The sequence below is a fragment of the Listeria monocytogenes genome (genome assembly GCF_041765605.1).
GTDB classification, from domain to species: domain Bacteria; phylum Bacillota; class Bacilli; order Lactobacillales; family Listeriaceae; genus Listeria; species Listeria monocytogenes_D.
In genome coordinates, this window is the sequence record NZ_CP168900.1 from 318,920 (window position 1) to 335,233 (window position 16,314).

The following is a 16,314-nucleotide window of genomic DNA, read 5'->3' on the forward strand; positions in this document are numbered from 1 at the left end:
TCTTTTAAAAAGATAGTTAAAAAACGCAGATTCCTATTCGAATCTGCGTTTTTGTTTTATTTATCCAGCACAAATTTTTGAATTGCTTTTGCTACACCACTATCATTGTTCGATGCAGTCGTATAGTCAGCTAATTGCTTAATTCTTTCTGGAGCATTGCCCATCGCAATACCAAGACCAGCGAATTCAAGCATTGTAACGTCATTTTCTTGGTCGCCAATGCACATAACTTCGCTTTGCTTAATGCCAATTTTTTCGGAAAGTTCTTTGACCGCGTTACCTTTACTAGCGTCACGATTTAGAATTTCCAAGTAGAAAGGCGTGCTACGAACTAAATGATATTTTTCACGGAAAGATTCCGGAATTTTCGCAATACCAACTTCTAGCTCAGGGGCTTCTTCAATAAACATTGCTTTTGACATAATAAAATCTTCCGGCACGTTTTCGATTTCTTTATAAATCAGTTGGCTACCAGTAAGATAAGCTTCGACAATCGTGTATTTGCCGATTTCACGGTTCGGCGTATAAAGCGCTTTGTCATCAAAGAAATGCATGTGCAAATTGCTATCTAAACTCACTTGATAAATTTCTTTTAAATCGTCTATGCCAAGCGTTAAGTGAGAAATAACTTCTTTTGTAAACGTATCTTGAACAAATGCGCCGTTAAAACTAATAACGTAATCGCCTTCCTCACGTAGTTCAAGTTCAGTTAAATAATTTTCTACACCAACAAGCGGACGTCCAGTACAGAGAACCACTTTTACGCCTTTTAGTTTTGCTTGGCGAATGGCTTCTTTTACTTCATCCGTAACCTTATGATCATCTGTCAGTAGTGTTCCATCAATATCAATCGCGATTAATTTATACAATATACTAGCTCCTTTTCCATCATAAACTCATTCTAGTATAGCATAAATTAGGATGGATTTGCGGCTATCTATTGAAACGACAGGGAATTTATGGCATGATTGACTTGGAAACTTGATAAAGAAAAGAGTGAAATAATGAAACGTAATTATCATGTGAAATTTTTAAATGAAAAAGATGTAGAACTTGCAGAAGCTGTGTGCGCGGCATCAGAAGATTATTATTTAATTGAACAAAACAAACCCGCATCGAAAAGTGATGCATTAAAAATTATCACAGAAATTCCAGACGGGAAAACAAGATTCGATAAATTCGTACTAGCAGTGTTGGATGAAAATGAAAAACCAATCGGCTTAGTGGATATTGTTTCTGATTATCCGAGAAAAGGTCGCTGGTTTATTGGTTTACTTCTTTTAACGCCAGATGCTCGTCATAATGGCCTTGGGAAAGTACTTCACCAAACAATCAAAGAGTGGGCAAGTGACGGCGGGGCAGATTCATTAGCCTTAGGAGTTTTAGCTGAGAATGAAAAAGGCCGTGGATTCTTTGAATACCTTGGCTACACGAAAGAAGAAACCAAACAAGCTAATTATGGCGGAAAAGAACAAGAAGTTAGTATTTTCACTTTAGCGATTAAATAAAAAAAGGGTGCAGTCTTATAGGCTGCACCTTTTTTCTTAGACGATCGTATTGTTTTTTTCTAAAAGAGCTTCCATGTTAATACGCCATTGTAGTTTTACTTTTGAAATAATCCCTGCTTCTTTTAGTTCTTTCAGTTGAGAGTAAAAGAAAGCCTTGGATAAGGTACAATAGTTTTTTATAACAGTTGTACTGATGGATTTAGGTAGCACGGCGACCCCATCTTCCACTGGGATATCAAGGATTTTAACTAGCATTTCGAAAACAAAAGCGAGTTGATCTTTTTTATCACGATATTGTAAAAGCGATTTGTAATAACCGTGTTTGGCGATAGTTCTCATAATAGTATACTGAAATCCAAAGTTTTCAGGGAAGAGCGAAAGCGAATACTCGATATCTTTCTTCTTGTAAATAATTACTTCACATTCAGTTAGTGTTTGATACGTTAAAACGAGGGGCGTGTTTTCGAAAATTGTATAATACCCCATGAAGAAATTAGCAGTAAATATAGAATAAATTTTATCATTATCGAAATCAATATATCCGGCGAGTATCCCGGATTTTAGTAAATACACACAATCCTGATTTTCAGTAACTAAATCATTTAAAATGGTATGTTCAGGTATTGTGATGATGTTAGATTTTAAATTGTATTGCTCCATCATTGCAATAAACTCTTTGTGATTAAATGGATAGGCCATTATTACTTCGTCTCCTTCAGATTCAGTTGTGCTCATGTAATTATATTGTATCATCGTAAAAGTCTGTCAAAGTACTAAAAATAGACCACCAAAGAATCTCTTTTTAGGAGAATACCCTTTTTTAGCTAATGTAACCGCAATATTTTTGCCATATTTATGGTGTTTTCAACTCACAAAAGGTTAAGCAATACTAATAGTTAGAAAAACCAATAACAAAGGCAAGACTTCATTATTGGCTAATCGTGAAAATTATTTTCCGATAGAATAAGATGAACCGTTTCCTGTTACAACGATAGTTTTATTACGATCTGTGCGATACACTTTCGCCTTTGCTTTTGTTAATCTATTAACGGTTTGGGAGGTAGGATGACCGTAGCCATTTTTACCAACGCTAATAATAGCGTATTTTGGTTTTACAACATTGACGAATGCTTGGCTTGTTGCGGTTTTGGAGCCTTGTGTGCTTACTTTCAGCACATCCGCGCGTAATGTTTTCTTTGCCTTAATCATATCGCTTTCTGCTTTGGTTTGCGCATCTCCGGTGAATAAGAATGTGTTTTTCTTATATGCGACATGGAGAACAGCGCTCCAGTTGTTACGATCTGTTTTTCCGTATGTTTTAACTGGACCCACAAATTGAGCATTCACTCCTTTGACGGGGAGCTTTACACCAGCCTTTGCCGTTTTAATAGCTAATTTTTTCTTTTTCGCTGTATTCACAAAATCTTTGTAAGCAGCAGTCGTGTTAGTAGAGTTGGGTGCGTACAGGCTTTTAACTTTGATATTATTCATGACTTCTGGTAATCCACCCACGTTATCTGCATCTGAATGAGAAGCAATCATAATCTCAATATCTTTTACTTTAAGTTTTTTTAAATAATTAACGACAATTTTCCCTTTTCCTTTGTTACCTGCATCAATTAAAATATCTTCTCCACTAGGTGCTTTGATATAAATGGCGTCCCCTTGGCCAACATCAATGAAATGCACTTTTATTGTTGGTGCTGCTGCCTGAGCTTGCATAGAACTTGGTACAGATAGCCCCATAATTAAAGCAAAAGCCAATAATACGTTTAAAATCCCTTTTTTCATCCCTTTTCCTCTTCTCTTATGAAATGAATTCTTTTAGAAATTTGTAAACCCCATCTGCTTCATTCGTGTCAGTAAGATGATTTGCTGCTGCTTTGACATTATCGCTTGCATTTGCCATCGCAACACCAGTCCCAGCATATTGTAGCATGCCGATATCATTTTCGCCATCACCAAAAGTAATAATTCTTTCGCGTGGAATATCATAATAAGATCCAAGTGCTTCAACAGCTGTTTTTTTGTCAGAATTTGCTGGAAGAATTTCTAAATTATTATGGTGAGAAGATAAAACACGAATACCATTTGCTTTGTCTAAAGCAATGCGGACATCAGCCAAACGAGCGATATCATCCTCAGCTACAACAATGGCATTCAAAAATTGATTCATATTCTCATCAAAAACGGCTTTGTCATTAATAGATACAAGTGAAAAACAATCATCTCCAGTATCTAAACGACTTTTATCCGCAAGTTCTCGGAAGAAAGCAGGTGGCTCTTTTGTATAGAAGAGTGTATTCGTAGAAAAGAAAAATAGTGGTAAATCGAAATCATGCATAATGTCGTAAGTTTCGCGAATGGCTTTTTCTTCTAAAGTGGTTTTGAGCAGTTGTTCATCGCGAATGGCTGCGTAAGAACCATTAGATGCGATAACATGACCTGAATTACTTACTTTTAAACCAACTTCGCGAGCGGAATGATACATTCGACCAGTTGAAATAGAAAAAATATGGCCGTCATTTTCTAAAGTTTGAATTAAATCACGTGTTTTTTCAGATACTGTCTGGTCTTGGTGTAGTAGAGTTCCATCAATATCGGAACAAATCAAATATTTTTTAGTCAAATAAAATCATCCTTTTTAGTTAATGACTTAAGTATACCATGTGCGAATCGGAATAGTTATATATGATACAATAGTTTTTATCGAGTTCTAAAATAATTTTTTGGAGGAGATCATAATGGGAAATTTAAACTGGGCAATTCTTGGACCAGGTTTGATTGCGCACGAATTTGCAGAGGGAATGCGGGGACTGAACCGCGAAATTTATGCGGTAGGAGCACGGAGTTTAGAGAAGGGGCAAGCGTTCGCAAGTCAATACGGAATTAAAAATGTATACGATGACTTTGACAAAATGCTTGCTGACCCGGCGATAGATGTAGTTTATATCGCTACGCCACATTCTAACCACTACGAATTCATCATGAAAAGCCTACATAATGGCAAACATGTTTTAGCCGAAAAAGCGATAACTGTAAGCAGCAAAGAACTTAATGAAATCAATGCGCTAGCCAAAGAAAAAGGCCTGATTGTCAAAGAAGCGATGACTATATTCCATATGCCGCTTTATAAAAAACTACGAGAAATTGTAGACTCAGGAGCAATTGGTAAATTGAAAATTATTCAGGTTGCTTTTGGCAGTGCTAAAGAAAAAGATCCGAAAAATCGTTTTTACAATATGGATTTGGCGGGTGGTGCGTTACTTGATATTGGGACGTATGCACTTAGCTTTGCGCGCTACTTTTTAAGTGAAACACCGGATGAAGTTTTGACGACAATGAAGAAATTCGAAACAGGTGTGGACGAACAATCAGGAATTTTACTCAAAAATAAAGAAGAGGAATTAGCTGTTGTATCCCTATCTTTCCGTGCCAAAATGCCGAAACGGGGTGTTATTGCTTGCGAAGAAGGATTTATCACAGTAGACGAGTATCCTCGTGCTAGCCGAGCAACCGTGACACATACAACCACCGGAAAAGTAGAAGAAATCGAGGCAGGTGAAACAAGCAAAGCGCTAGAATATGAAATTTTAGCCATGGAAGAGAGCGTTGCAACAGGAGAGAATACGACTTATCAATTAACCAACGATGTGATTGCGATTATGAGTGATGTTAGAACCCAGTGGGGAATTAAATTTCCTTTTGAAAAATAAGAAAAACCCGCCAGATTTGGCGGGTTTTTTACGAATATTAATCAGTTAAGTTATCTTCAGTTTCTGGATCGAAGAAGTGAGACTTAGACATTTCGAATGCTAAAGTCAGTACTTCGTTTGGTTGGTGTTCGGAGCGAGCATCAACACGAGCTACGAATTCGTGTGTACCAACGCGGCTGTGTAGCATAAATTCAGCACCAGTAAGTTCGGCAACAATAGTAGTCGCTTTGAAAGTGTAACCAGGATTAGCTTCGATAACGATTGGCTCATCATGAATATCTTCCGGACGAATACCGAAAACGATCTCTTTACCGTCAAATCCTCTGTCTTTAAGAAGTTTTAATTTGCCTTCTGGAACTTCAATAGTGAAATCATCACCGATAAAGTTAGAACCTTCTAAACGACCTTTGAAGAAGTTCATTGCTGGGCTTCCAATAAAGCCGGCTACGAACATATTCACTGGGTGATCGTAAACTTGTTTTGGTGAACCAACTTGTTGGATAACACCATCTTTCATGATAACGATACGAGTCGCCATTGTCATTGCTTCTGTTTGGTCATGGGTAACGTAAATCATTGTAGTATCTAATTGTTGGTGAAGTTTGGTAATCTCCGCACGCATTTGAACACGTAATTTCGCATCCAAGTTGGAAAGTGGTTCATCCATTAGGAAGACTTTAGCGTCACGAACGATTGCACGACCTAAAGCAACACGTTGACGTTGACCACCGGAAAGTGCACTTGGTTTACGTTTTAAGTATTCAGTTAAGCCAAGAATGTTTGCTGCATGCTCAACACGTTTTTTAATTTCATCTTTCGGCATTTTACGAAGTTTCAAACCAAATGCCATGTTATCATATACAGTCATATGTGGATATAATGCGTAGTTTTGGAATACCATTGCGATGTCGCGGTCTTTTGGCGCAACATTATTCATTACTTTTCCATCAATAGATAATTCGCCTTTAGAAATTTCTTCTAGACCAGCAATCATACGTAGAGTTGTAGATTTACCACAACCAGATGGACCTACAAAAACGATGAATTCTTTGTCATCGATTTCTAAATTAAAGTCAGAAACTGCAGTTACTTTGTTATCATATATTTTATAAATATGTTCTAGTGATAATTGTGCCAACTTACTTCGCCTCTTTCTATTTTTTAACTTGTGTTCATTGTATATGAAAACGCTTTACAAAAACTATGGCACTTTGCACAAAGAAAAAATTCATCTTTTGGGCAAAGTGCATAACTACCAAAAAAATAAAAAGAAGTAAAGGGACAAAAGACCTTTTATGTGAAGGATTTTTCATGCCTTTTAATTCTTTAGTCCCAATTCAAAAAAATCCTTAGATATCATTACAAAAAAGCTTTATCTTGTGTTATATTATTAAAGCAGACACAATATATAGTTAGTGAGGGATTATCATGTACGTGGAACAACTTAATGAACAAATGGTAATAAAAAGGGATGGCCGCAAAGCAAACTTTGATTTAATTAAAATTCGTAATGCCGTTGAAGCATCTATGAAAGCAATTAATTTAGAGGACGAAACTTTCTTAGAAGAGATTTTGCTTGAGGTTGTAAGTGAATTACCTAACAAGGCAGATATGACCATCGATGAAATCCAGCATTGCGTCGAGAATACTTTAATGAAATCGACGTATCCTGATGTAGCGAGGGCTTACATAGAATACCGCCATGATCGCGACCATGAGCGTGAAAACATCACAGATATGCACAAAAGCGTAGAAAAGCTACTACAAAAAGACAAAACAGTAGTAAACGAAAATGCCAACAAAGACGCGACTGTCTTTAATACACAACGAGATTTGACAGCAGGAGCCGTAGCCAAAAGTTACGCATTAAAATATATGCTACCAAAACACGTATCTAACGCTCATTTAAAAGGGGAAATTCATTTTCACGATTTAGATTACAGCCCATACCATGCGATGACCAACTGTTGTTTAATCGACATCGAAGGAATGCTGAAAAAAGGATTTACGATTGGTAACGCCAACGTAGAAAGTCCGAAATCTATCCAAACAGCTACAGCACAAATTGCTCAAATAATTGCAAACGTAGCTAGTTCGCAGTACGGCGGCTGTTCGGTTGACCGCATTGATGAAGTTTTATCCGTTTACGCGCGTTTGAACTTTGAAAAACACAAAAAAGACGCGATGGAATGGGTCGTTCCAGAAAAACAAGAAGGTTATGCAGCGGAGAAAACACGCAAAGATATTTACGATGCGATGCAAAGCTTAGAATACGAAATCAACACATTATATACAAGTAACGGCCAAACACCGTTCGTAACACTAGGCTTCGGTCTTGGTGAAGATTGGTTTGCCCGTGAAATTCAAAAAGCCATCCTAAAAGTGCGTATTGGTGGGGTTGGTAAAGATAAACACACGGCCATTTTCCCGAAATTAGTATTTTCGATTCGCCGTGGAACTAATTTAAATGCAGAAGATCCTAATTATGACATTAAACAATTGGCGCTAGAGTGCTCCTCGAAACGGATGTATCCAGATGTACTCAACTACGATTCACTCGTTCGCTTAACAGGCGATTTCAAAGTACCAATGGGCTGTCGTTCGTTCTTGCCAGCTTGGGAAAACGAAAACGGCGAGCACGTGAACGCAGGAAGAAATAATCTTGGTGTTGTAACACTTAACATTCCACGTATCGCTATCCAAAGCGGTGGGGACAAAGAGCGCTTCTGGGAAATTTTCCACGAACGTATGAAAACAGTCAAAGATGCGCTACTTTTCCGTTTAAACCGCGTACGTCAAGCGCGTCCAGAAAATGCACCAATTTTATATAAATACGGAGCATTTGGCAAACGACTACAAGATGGCGAAAATGTCGACCAACTATTTAATAAAGAACGTTCTACTATTTCCATCGGTTATATCGGTCTTTATGAAGCAGCAACGGTATTTTACGGTGGCGAATGGGAAGGCGACGCAGAAGCGAAAAACTTCACGCTTGATATCTTGAAAGAACTAAAAGGTTATGCGGACAACTGGAAAGATGAATATGGTTATTGGTTCAGCGTATATTCAACGCCAAGTGAAAGCTTAACAGACCGTTTTAACCGTTTAGACAAAGAAAAATATGGCGTAATTAAAGACATCACGGATAAAGACTACTACCAAAACTCTTTCCACTATGATGTTCGTAAAAAAATCACCCCATTTGAAAAAATTGATTTTGAAAAAGAATATCCAGAATTTTGCTCTGGCGGATTCATTCATTATTGTGAGTATCCAAAAATGGTCCACAATACCAAAGCGCTTGAGGCTGTATGGGATTACTCTTATGATCGCGTAGCTTATCTTGGTACAAACACACCAATCGATAAATGTTACGAATGTGATTTTGAAGGCGAATTTGTTCCAACAGAAGAAGGCTTCAAATGCCCAAGCTGTGGCAACACCGACCCTGAAAAAGCAGATGTTGTAAAACGTACGTGTGGCTACTTAGGTAACCCAATGAAACGCCCAATGGTTCATGGACGTCACGTAGAAATTAGCAATCGCGTGAAACATATGGAGAACTTAGGTGAATAATCCAAAACCGTGTGAATGGAAGTCGAATGAATTATCCAGAGGGTATATCGCTGACTATAAAGCATTCAACTTTGTCGACGGGGAGGGCGTCCGGTGCAGTTTATATGTATCTGGATGTCCTTTCCACTGCGAAGGCTGCTACAACAAGGCCGCGCAATCATTTAAATACGGCAAACCTTACACAAAAGAATTAGAAGACGATATCCTAAAAGACATCGGACATGAAAGCGTCCAAGGCCTCACTTTACTTGGCGGAGAACCATTTTTAAACACCGCCACATGCCTATCTGTCGTAAAACGAATCCGTGCGACATACGGCGAAACCAAAGATATCTGGTCATGGACAGGCTACACTTGGGACGAAATGATGCAAGAAACCGCCGACAAACTAGAACTTCTATCCTTAATAGATGTCCTAGTAGACGGCCGCTTCGAACAAAAACTATTCGACCCCAACCTAGCATTCCGCGGTTCCAGCAACCAAAGAATCATCGATGTACAAAAATCACTTGCTTCTGGTGAAGTGGTTTTGTATGAGTTGTGAGAGAAGCCCTCTGTGATGGAGGGCTTTTTAATTTTTCAGGTTGACAAGAATAACGAATTACTACATAGTTTTATTATAAACTTATTGAGGTGATTTATTGAAAGCAAAAGAGCATGATATACAGCTGTCGAATATAAAAGGTATATTAATATTTTTGGTAATATTTGGACATTACTTACTGGTTATGGGGCCGAAAGAAGTTGCGACAATTGATATTATATATTCGTTTCATATGCCAGCGTTTATTTTTATTAATGGTATTTTCAGTCAAAAAGCAACGATTAAGAAAATCGGTAGGTTGATAGGTTTATTTATTATTTTCCAACCACTATTTTTATTATTAGGATTTTTAACTGGGTACTATAAATTTATAGATATGAAAATGTTAATTACTCCAGCTTTTCATTTATGGTATTTGTTAGCACTAGCAGCATGGATGTTGTTTGCAATATATGCAAATAAACGAGGGAAATATGCTTTGGATGTACTATTTCTTGCATTAGTATTATGTATTATAGCGATTGTAAATAGATACTTTTATGGGACCCAATTCTTAACAATAACAAGGATTCTTAGTTTCGCACCATACTTTATTGCTGGTTTTTACCTTGGGGAAAATGGTTTTAGTAAAATGCGAACATTTTTGAAAAAGTATAAATACATATGTTGGCTTACGGTTATTATACTAGTTATGGTTCTTTATCATTTATTTTCTAAACAACCAAATGAGTATCTTAATTTATTTTATGGTTTTCTTAATAAAACTACATTTAGTGCAACTACACTTGGCTATCTAATGAATGTTTTTTCTTCATTTATCTTGGCCTTTTTATGGATTGTTTTGTTGATTGCTATCGTTCCAACTAAAAGAACGGTATTCGATATTGTAGGAAAAGATACTTTGTTGCCTTATATTTTACATCCAATTATTTTCTATTTAATGATGACGAAACAAAGATTTTTCGTAGACCAAACAGTTGCATTTCAATTGTTATTTACTTTATTAATCACAATTGCAGTATATGGAATATTTACGATGGTTTTAAATAAAAAGAAAAATGTATATTAAAAAATCCCATCTATAATGGACTGACATGGAAAAATGAGAATGAAGTTTAAAGAAGTTTATTTTTATAAAATGGTAAAATAGACTAGTTGCTTCTACAAGAATAGTTGGGATACAATTATGAAGAAGTTATAATCTATTCAAAGGATTAAAGTAAAAAAAGAATAAATAGAGATGAAGATAATGCGATAGTTCAAAAAATGAAAATGATCTTGAGGTTATAATCAAACCTCAAAAACACCACGAAACCACAGAACGGAAGTGTTAACTATCAACGGAAATTTTACTACAAATGAAAAAAATCAGCGGACATTTTTATTCCCGATGAAAGGCTTTAAGCGGCTTGTATTAGGAATGATTGTCATAGCGATGATTTTCACGCTATTAACGTATCTAGTTCCGACCCCGGATAAAATCACCATTCCGAAATCAGTCGAGCTGATTAATGATATAAGAATCGCTATATTCCTTAGCATTTGCGTATGGATGTTGTTAAGAATTGAGTATATTTTCCGTACGAAAAAACCTTGGAAATATGGGTTAGAGTATAGTATTTATTTTCATTTAGTACCTTGTCTAATAGCAATTTCAACGATATTTTTTGTATGGATTGCCTCGATTACTTTACTTGATAGTAATTATTTATTTTTATATTGTTCCATAGCTACGAGTGTTATGGTGGTATTATCATGCACTTTTTATTTTGTTTTTAAGAAGGATAAAATGAATATAAAAGGTTTTTTCATTACGCCTGCGGTTGGCTTTATACTGAACCTATATGCAGGAATTGTCGTAGGCATGATGCTAAACGACCTGTGGGGAAGTGTGTTGCATGAAGGTCTGCGTGGCGGCGCTCTAATTGGCGTGTTTGTCGCTTCCATGGCGCTACCTAATATATTTATAGGCGCGCTGCCTGTTGTTATTTGTAATTTATATGCATGGATTACGGGGAAAGATATCAACCTTGAAGAACGATATAAAAATGCGGATAATATTGATCCGAGTAAAAACTATCCGCCGAATTTTGGGTTGAAAAAGAAATAAAAAATATAGTGCGCTCCAAAAATTAGATTTTGGGGCGCACTATATTATAAACACGGTCACGAATACTATTCATCCTCTTGAAGTTCAGCCAAGCAATAATCTTGTATTTCTTTTGACATAGAATTAACTTCGATTTGTTCCTCAGCTATTACCTTGTCAATAAAGTCGCGGGCTTCTAAAAGTGTGCAACCTGACATATTCATTAGTTCCTTCATAAAAGGTAAATAGTGTTTTTTAGCAAACTCCGCTCTATATTTTTCTACAGTAACTTCAGTATTTCCTAGTTTATACAACGTTTTTACTCCTCTATAAACATAAAATAAACAGCTAATTCCTGATTATAATTTAAAACAGGGTGGCTTTTTTTAATCAACAAATTGTCTAGCTTTCACATAATCGTACAATTCCTTATTTCTAACAACCCATTCTCTTCCATTTTTCCAAATCTTGCCTTGTTCTTTTAAAAGGGCCAATTGTTTGTAAAAACTGCTTTTTGATAAGTTGCTATAAGCAGCGATAGTGCTAGTTCGCATTTCTTTCGGTAGGATAACACTATCTTTTTCATATAGTGCTCCGTGTAATTTGCCAATATTAGAAAAGGAAAGTTCTAATTTGTCAGAGGAACTTGTCTCGGCGAAAAGGCTTTTGAAGAATGCATGTCGCGCCAAGTCGCGCATAATGAAAAATTGAAAACCGAAATTCTCTGGAAACATGGAAAGAAAATACTCTAAATCTTTAAAAGTATATTTGTAAATAGTGCATGGGGAAATGGTTGTAAACAGAAAGTCATCTACATTTCCTTGGAACAAACTATAATAATTTACAAAAGAGCCCTTACCTAAGACTGTATAAATACTATTAGATTGCGGATTCATAGAAATAGACACGAAGCCTTCTACAATTAAATAGACATGGTTATTTCTTTGCGAGGCAGTATCTACTAAATCTGTATGTTTAGGAACTTTTAACTTTTCATATTTAATATTGCCTTCATGCGATAGTCGAACAAATTCTTTGTAATTAAATAGTGCATCCATTATTAGCAGCCCCTTTACTTTTTTGTTAACTATAATACATAATATCAAAATTAACAAAAATTAATCTATACTAATTATACCAAATTGCCGATTTATTGCTGATAATGTGTATATTTAATGAGAAAAGGTGCAAAAATAGTATTTTTTGCACCTTTTTTAGTATTTAGTAAAGCTCAGGACGTCTATCTGTGAAAACTGGAATGATGCCTCGCGTTTCAGCAACAAGATTTAAGTCAATCTCAGCATAAATATTTCCCTCGTCTTCACCGCCATGAGCGACAATATTTCCAAGTGGATCAATCACAAGCGAGTGTCCATTGAAATGATTATTAGGATCATCGCCAACTCGATTGACTGCAACGACAAAAGCTTGATTTTCAATAGCGCGCGCAATAAGTAGTTGCTCCCACTGAGTAACGCGCTCGGCTGGCCACTGAGCTGAAACAAAAATGACTTCTGAGCCTTCTGAAGTGTGTTTGCGAATCCATTCTGGAAATCTAATATCATAGCAAATGAAACCAGCGCATGAAACGCCGTCCAGTCGAAATAGATTTTTATCATTTCCAGCCTCTAAATAGAGATGCTCATTCATAAGCTGAAATAAGTGAACCTTCTTATATGAAGAAAGTAGTCCGCCATATTTGTCGAAAGCATACATTGTATTAGAAAATTTGTTTCCTTCCGAAATAGAAACCGAGCCGCCGATAATAGCGATTTGGTGTTTTTCAGAAAGTGTTGCTAAAAATTCTTTTGTTCTCTCCCCATTTAAATCAGCAACTCCAGCTAATTCATTTAAAGCATAACCTGTATTCCACATTTCTGGTAAAACTGCGATATCCGCCCCATTTTTTGCAGCTTCGACTATAGCTTTTTCAATCCGTGCATAGTTTGCATCAGGATATTTAAAAACTACATCAGTTTGACATAATGCCAACTTCCACATGTTCTTCTCTCCCTTTTTCTTTTAAAAATAACACAAGCTTGGTGACGAGTCCATATTGGAACACTTCGCACCAAGCTCTAAGTAGTGAATTAATCTTTTTTAAGACGTCTAGATAAGAAATTACCGAATGATTGTAGTGCTTGAACCATGATAATTAAAATAATGATGGTTGTATACATGACAGTTGGTTCAAAACGTTGGAAACCATATTGGTAAGCAATTGTTCCGAGTCCACCAGCACCAACAAGTCCAGCCATTGCAGTCGCACCGATTAGACCGATTGTGGCGATAGTTAAGCCAAGAACGATACCAGACCGAGCTTCGCGAATAACGACACTCCAAATGATTTTCGGTGTAGAAATACCCATTGCTTGATAGGCTTCCACAACTCCGCGATCCACTTCCAAAAGAGCAGACTCCATCAAACGAGCAATGTAAGGTGCCGTAAATACGACAAGCGGCATAATAACCCCTTGAATCCCAATAGTAGTCCCAACAACAAACCGTGTTACGGGAATCATTAAGAATAACAAAATAATAAATGGTAATGAACGTAAAATATTAATAACCCAGTTTAGAATACTGTAGGCAACCAGGTTTTCTGATTGACCACCTTTACGAGTTAATGTTAAAAATACGCCAAGTGGTAAACCAATCGCAAGTGAAATCACGAGTGTAATCCCAGTCATCGTAAGCGTTTCTAGAAATCCTTGCCAAAGTATCGGGCCCCATTCTTCAAAAAACAAACTCATAGTAACTCGACCTCCTCAACAACGACTCCAGATTCTTTCAAATAAGAAATAGCTTTACTGTATTCAACTTCGTCCCCTTTTAAATGAACGAGTAGTTTTCCAAGTGTTCCGTTTTTCAAATGATCAATTCCCCCAGCTAAAATGCTTGGAAGGACGTCGAACTTGCGTGATACAAGAGCAAGTGCAGGCTCATCCGCTTCGTCCCCAATAAAATGAAGAGAAACTAATTTCCCGGTTGCAATATATTTTTCAAGCAAATCTTGCGGGATATCGAAACTAGCTTCCGACCCAACAAAGCGCTTGGTTGTCGCGTGTTTTGCTTTTGTAAAAATATCAAGAACGGTACCTTGTTCCACTAAATGACCATTTTCCATTACAGCAACCCGGTCACAAATACGTTGAATGACATCAAGTTCATGTGTAATTAAGAAAATCGTAATGCCGAGTTCCGCATTAATTTTAAGTAACAGTTGCAAAATTGCTTCTGTTGTTTCAGGGTCCAAGGCGCTTGTTGCTTCATCACTTAAGAGAATTTCTGGCTCATGCGCAAGAGCACGAGCAATCGCGACACGTTGTTTTTGACCGCCAGAAAGTTGGCTCGGATAGTTGTTTCGTTTATCCTCTAAACCAACAATCGACAAGTATTTATTTACACGCGTCTCGATTTCGTCTTTTGGAACGCCTTCTAATTTTAATGGTTTGGCAATGTTATCATAGACAGTTGCGGTTTTCAGTAAGTTATATCCTTGGAAAATCATGCCGATTTTCCGGCGAGCGACACGAAGTTCTTTGCTTGATAGGGTAGATAAATTCTTCCCATCAATCACGACTTGGCCGGCATCTGGACGTTCAAGCAGGTTGATGCAACGAACAAGGGTACTTTTCCCGGCGCCACTGTAACCAACGACACCGAAAATTTCTCCTTTTTCGACTGTAATAGAAACATTTTTGACGGCTTCTACGGTTTTTCCATTTACGTTAAATGACTTTGAAACTTGATGTAATTCGATCAAAATAAAACAACTCCCTAGAATGCAGGTACTACAGACCCATTAAATTCTTTTTCAATAAATGCTTTTACTTCATCTGAATGGTAATATTTTTCTAATGTTTTTACGACTTCATCATCTTTGTTGGCACTACGAACAACGAAAACGTTCGGATATGGATTGTCTTTTGTAGGTTCGTGGTAAATGGCATCTTTATTAATAGAAAGTCCAGCGCCCATTGCAAAGTTAGTATTGATAGCTGCGGCTGCAACTTCATCTAATTGTGCAGGGATTTGAGAAGCTTCAAGTTCAACAATTTCAAGGTCAAGCGGGTTTTCAGCAATGTCTTTTTTCGTTGCTTTTTCTTCCACGCCATCTTTTAATTTAATAATGCCAGCATCTTCAAACAGTTTTAAACCACGGTATTCGTTACTTGGATCATTTGGAACGGCAATTTTGTCGCCTTTTTTAAGATTTTTTAAGTCTTTAATATCGTTGGAGTAAATACCCATTGGGAACGCTACTGTTTTAAAAGCAACGTCTAATTTGTAGCCTTTATCTTTCTTTTGTTGCTCTAAAAATGGAATTGTTTGGTAGTTATTCGCATCCAAATCCCCATCGTTTAAAGCTGTATTTGGTGTATTATAATCATCAAATGTTTTGATTTTGATTTCAAGACCGTCTTTTTTCGCTAATTTTTGAACTTCTTCAGCGATTTGTTGGTGAGGTCCTGCTGTTGTTCCAATTGTAATTTTTTCTGTGCTTAAGGCTTTGTCGTCACTGCCTCCTCCACATGCTGCTAATCCTAAAACAAGGCTTGATGCAAGTAAAATTCCTAACCCTTTTGTTAATTTTCTCATCTTTTTTCCTCCCTAGTATGTTGTGTGATTATCCAGATTTATTCATGAAAACAATAAAAAACTTCTCTATTTAGAATAGAGAAGTGGAAAGTCGAACATATCCAGCTCCTCTTATCTACCAAAACGGAATACACCATTTTGCTGGAATTAGCACCTTCACTTTACGCTTAAATAAAGTTAGGTTGCCGGGCTTCATCGGGCCAGTCCCTCTGCCGCTCTCGATAAGAGAAAATATTTTAGAAAAACCTGTTAGTTAAAAATATACGCATATTACCT

17 protein-coding genes and 1 riboswitch are annotated in these 16,314 nt (G+C 36.8%); of the genes, 6 read left to right on the plus strand and 11 right to left on the minus strand.

Annotated elements, in window-relative coordinates; translation table 11 throughout:
• Nucleotides 1-56 precede the first annotated feature (56 nt).
• Nucleotides 57-869, minus strand: coding sequence for a sugar-phosphatase (yidA, locus tag AB2Q86_RS01580; RefSeq protein WP_012582051.1), 813 nt, complete (start codon nucleotides 867-869; stop codon nucleotides 57-59).
• A 135-nt stretch (nucleotides 870-1,004) separates the two neighbouring features.
• Here yidA and AB2Q86_RS01585 point away from each other — a divergent pair, with 135 nt between their 5' ends.
• Complete coding sequence (locus tag AB2Q86_RS01585) at nucleotides 1,005-1,508, plus strand: GNAT family N-acetyltransferase (protein WP_003729163.1); 504 nt, start codon at nucleotides 1,005-1,007, stop codon at nucleotides 1,506-1,508.
• 36 nt (nucleotides 1,509-1,544) lie between these two features.
• Here AB2Q86_RS01585 and AB2Q86_RS01590 read toward each other — a convergent pair whose 3' ends face one another.
• The 3 genes from AB2Q86_RS01590 to AB2Q86_RS01600 all read right to left on the minus strand — a co-directional run bounded on the left by AB2Q86_RS01590 (nucleotide 1,545) and on the right by AB2Q86_RS01600 (nucleotide 4,137).
• Nucleotides 1,545-2,207 carry a Crp/Fnr family transcriptional regulator gene (locus tag AB2Q86_RS01590; protein WP_012582050.1) on the minus strand — a complete coding sequence of 221 codons (663 nt, stop codon included), beginning with the start codon at nucleotides 2,205-2,207 and terminating at the stop codon, nucleotides 1,545-1,547.
• A gap of 249 nt (nucleotides 2,208-2,456) precedes the next feature.
• Nucleotides 2,457-3,299 (minus strand): ComEC/Rec2 family competence protein, encoded by an 843-nt coding sequence (locus tag AB2Q86_RS01595; protein WP_012582049.1) that lies wholly within the window; start codon nucleotides 3,297-3,299, stop codon nucleotides 2,457-2,459.
• 16 nt (nucleotides 3,300-3,315) lie between these two features.
• Nucleotides 3,316-4,137, minus strand: coding sequence for a Cof-type HAD-IIB family hydrolase (locus AB2Q86_RS01600; RefSeq protein ID WP_003729160.1), 822 nt, complete (start codon nucleotides 4,135-4,137; stop codon nucleotides 3,316-3,318).
• Between the two features lie 115 nt (nucleotides 4,138-4,252).
• Here AB2Q86_RS01600 and AB2Q86_RS01605 point away from each other — a divergent pair, with 115 nt between their 5' ends.
• Entirely contained in the window at nucleotides 4,253-5,224 is a 972-nt protein-coding gene (locus AB2Q86_RS01605; RefSeq protein WP_012582048.1) for a Gfo/Idh/MocA family protein, read from the plus strand.
• A gap of 37 nt (nucleotides 5,225-5,261) precedes the next feature.
• Here the strand turns inward: AB2Q86_RS01605 and AB2Q86_RS01610 are convergent, their stop codons facing one another.
• On the minus strand, nucleotides 5,262-6,362 hold the full coding sequence (locus tag AB2Q86_RS01610; RefSeq protein ID WP_003729158.1) for an ABC transporter ATP-binding protein: 1,101 nt from the start codon (nucleotides 6,360-6,362) through the stop codon (nucleotides 5,262-5,264).
• A 290-nt stretch (nucleotides 6,363-6,652) separates the two neighbouring features.
• Between AB2Q86_RS01610 and nrdD the strand changes: the two genes are divergently transcribed.
• From nrdD to AB2Q86_RS01630, 4 genes are all read left to right on the plus strand, one after another.
• Entirely contained in the window at nucleotides 6,653-8,803 is a 2,151-nt protein-coding gene (gene nrdD, locus AB2Q86_RS01615) for an anaerobic ribonucleoside-triphosphate reductase (RefSeq protein WP_012582047.1), read from the plus strand.
• Entirely contained in the window at nucleotides 8,796-9,347 is a 552-nt protein-coding gene (gene nrdG / locus AB2Q86_RS01620) for an anaerobic ribonucleoside-triphosphate reductase activating protein (protein ID WP_003729155.1), read from the plus strand. Before nrdD ends, nrdG begins: the two co-directional genes overlap by 8 nt.
• A gap of 97 nt (nucleotides 9,348-9,444) precedes the next feature.
• The gene (locus tag AB2Q86_RS01625; protein ID WP_012582046.1) at nucleotides 9,445-10,416 is read left to right on the plus strand and encodes an acyltransferase family protein; all 972 of its coding nucleotides are present in this window, start codon (nucleotides 9,445-9,447) and stop codon (nucleotides 10,414-10,416) included.
• A 720-nt stretch (nucleotides 10,417-11,136) separates the two neighbouring features.
• A complete protein-coding gene (locus AB2Q86_RS01630) occupies nucleotides 11,137-11,457 on the plus strand; it encodes a hypothetical protein (RefSeq protein ID WP_014588998.1) in 321 nt (106 codons plus the stop codon).
• 65 nt (nucleotides 11,458-11,522) lie between these two features.
• Here the strand turns inward: AB2Q86_RS01630 and AB2Q86_RS01635 are convergent, their stop codons facing one another.
• From AB2Q86_RS01635 to AB2Q86_RS01660, 6 genes are all read right to left on the minus strand, one after another.
• The gene (locus AB2Q86_RS01635; protein WP_012582044.1) at nucleotides 11,523-11,750 is read right to left on the minus strand and encodes a hypothetical protein; all 228 of its coding nucleotides are present in this window, start codon (nucleotides 11,748-11,750) and stop codon (nucleotides 11,523-11,525) included.
• A gap of 72 nt (nucleotides 11,751-11,822) precedes the next feature.
• The gene (locus tag AB2Q86_RS01640; protein ID WP_012582043.1) at nucleotides 11,823-12,494 is read right to left on the minus strand and encodes a Crp/Fnr family transcriptional regulator; all 672 of its coding nucleotides are present in this window, start codon (nucleotides 12,492-12,494) and stop codon (nucleotides 11,823-11,825) included.
• Nucleotides 12,495-12,657: 163 nt separating this feature from the next.
• Entirely contained in the window at nucleotides 12,658-13,437 is a 780-nt protein-coding gene (locus tag AB2Q86_RS01645; protein ID WP_012582042.1) for a carbon-nitrogen family hydrolase, read from the minus strand.
• A gap of 89 nt (nucleotides 13,438-13,526) precedes the next feature.
• Nucleotides 13,527-14,189, minus strand: coding sequence for a methionine ABC transporter permease (locus tag AB2Q86_RS01650; protein ID WP_003722903.1), 663 nt, complete (start codon nucleotides 14,187-14,189; stop codon nucleotides 13,527-13,529).
• Nucleotides 14,186-15,202, minus strand: coding sequence for a methionine ABC transporter ATP-binding protein (locus AB2Q86_RS01655; protein ID WP_003729148.1), 1,017 nt, complete (start codon nucleotides 15,200-15,202; stop codon nucleotides 14,186-14,188). Before AB2Q86_RS01655 ends, AB2Q86_RS01650 begins: the two co-directional genes overlap by 4 nt.
• A 14-nt stretch (nucleotides 15,203-15,216) precedes the next feature.
• A complete protein-coding gene (locus AB2Q86_RS01660; protein WP_003735433.1) occupies nucleotides 15,217-16,038 on the minus strand; it encodes a MetQ/NlpA family ABC transporter substrate-binding protein in 822 nt (273 codons plus the stop codon).
• Between the two features lie 108 nt (nucleotides 16,039-16,146).
• Nucleotides 16,147-16,266, minus strand: a riboswitch (SAM riboswitch).
• Nucleotides 16,267-16,314: the final 48 nt, after the last annotated feature.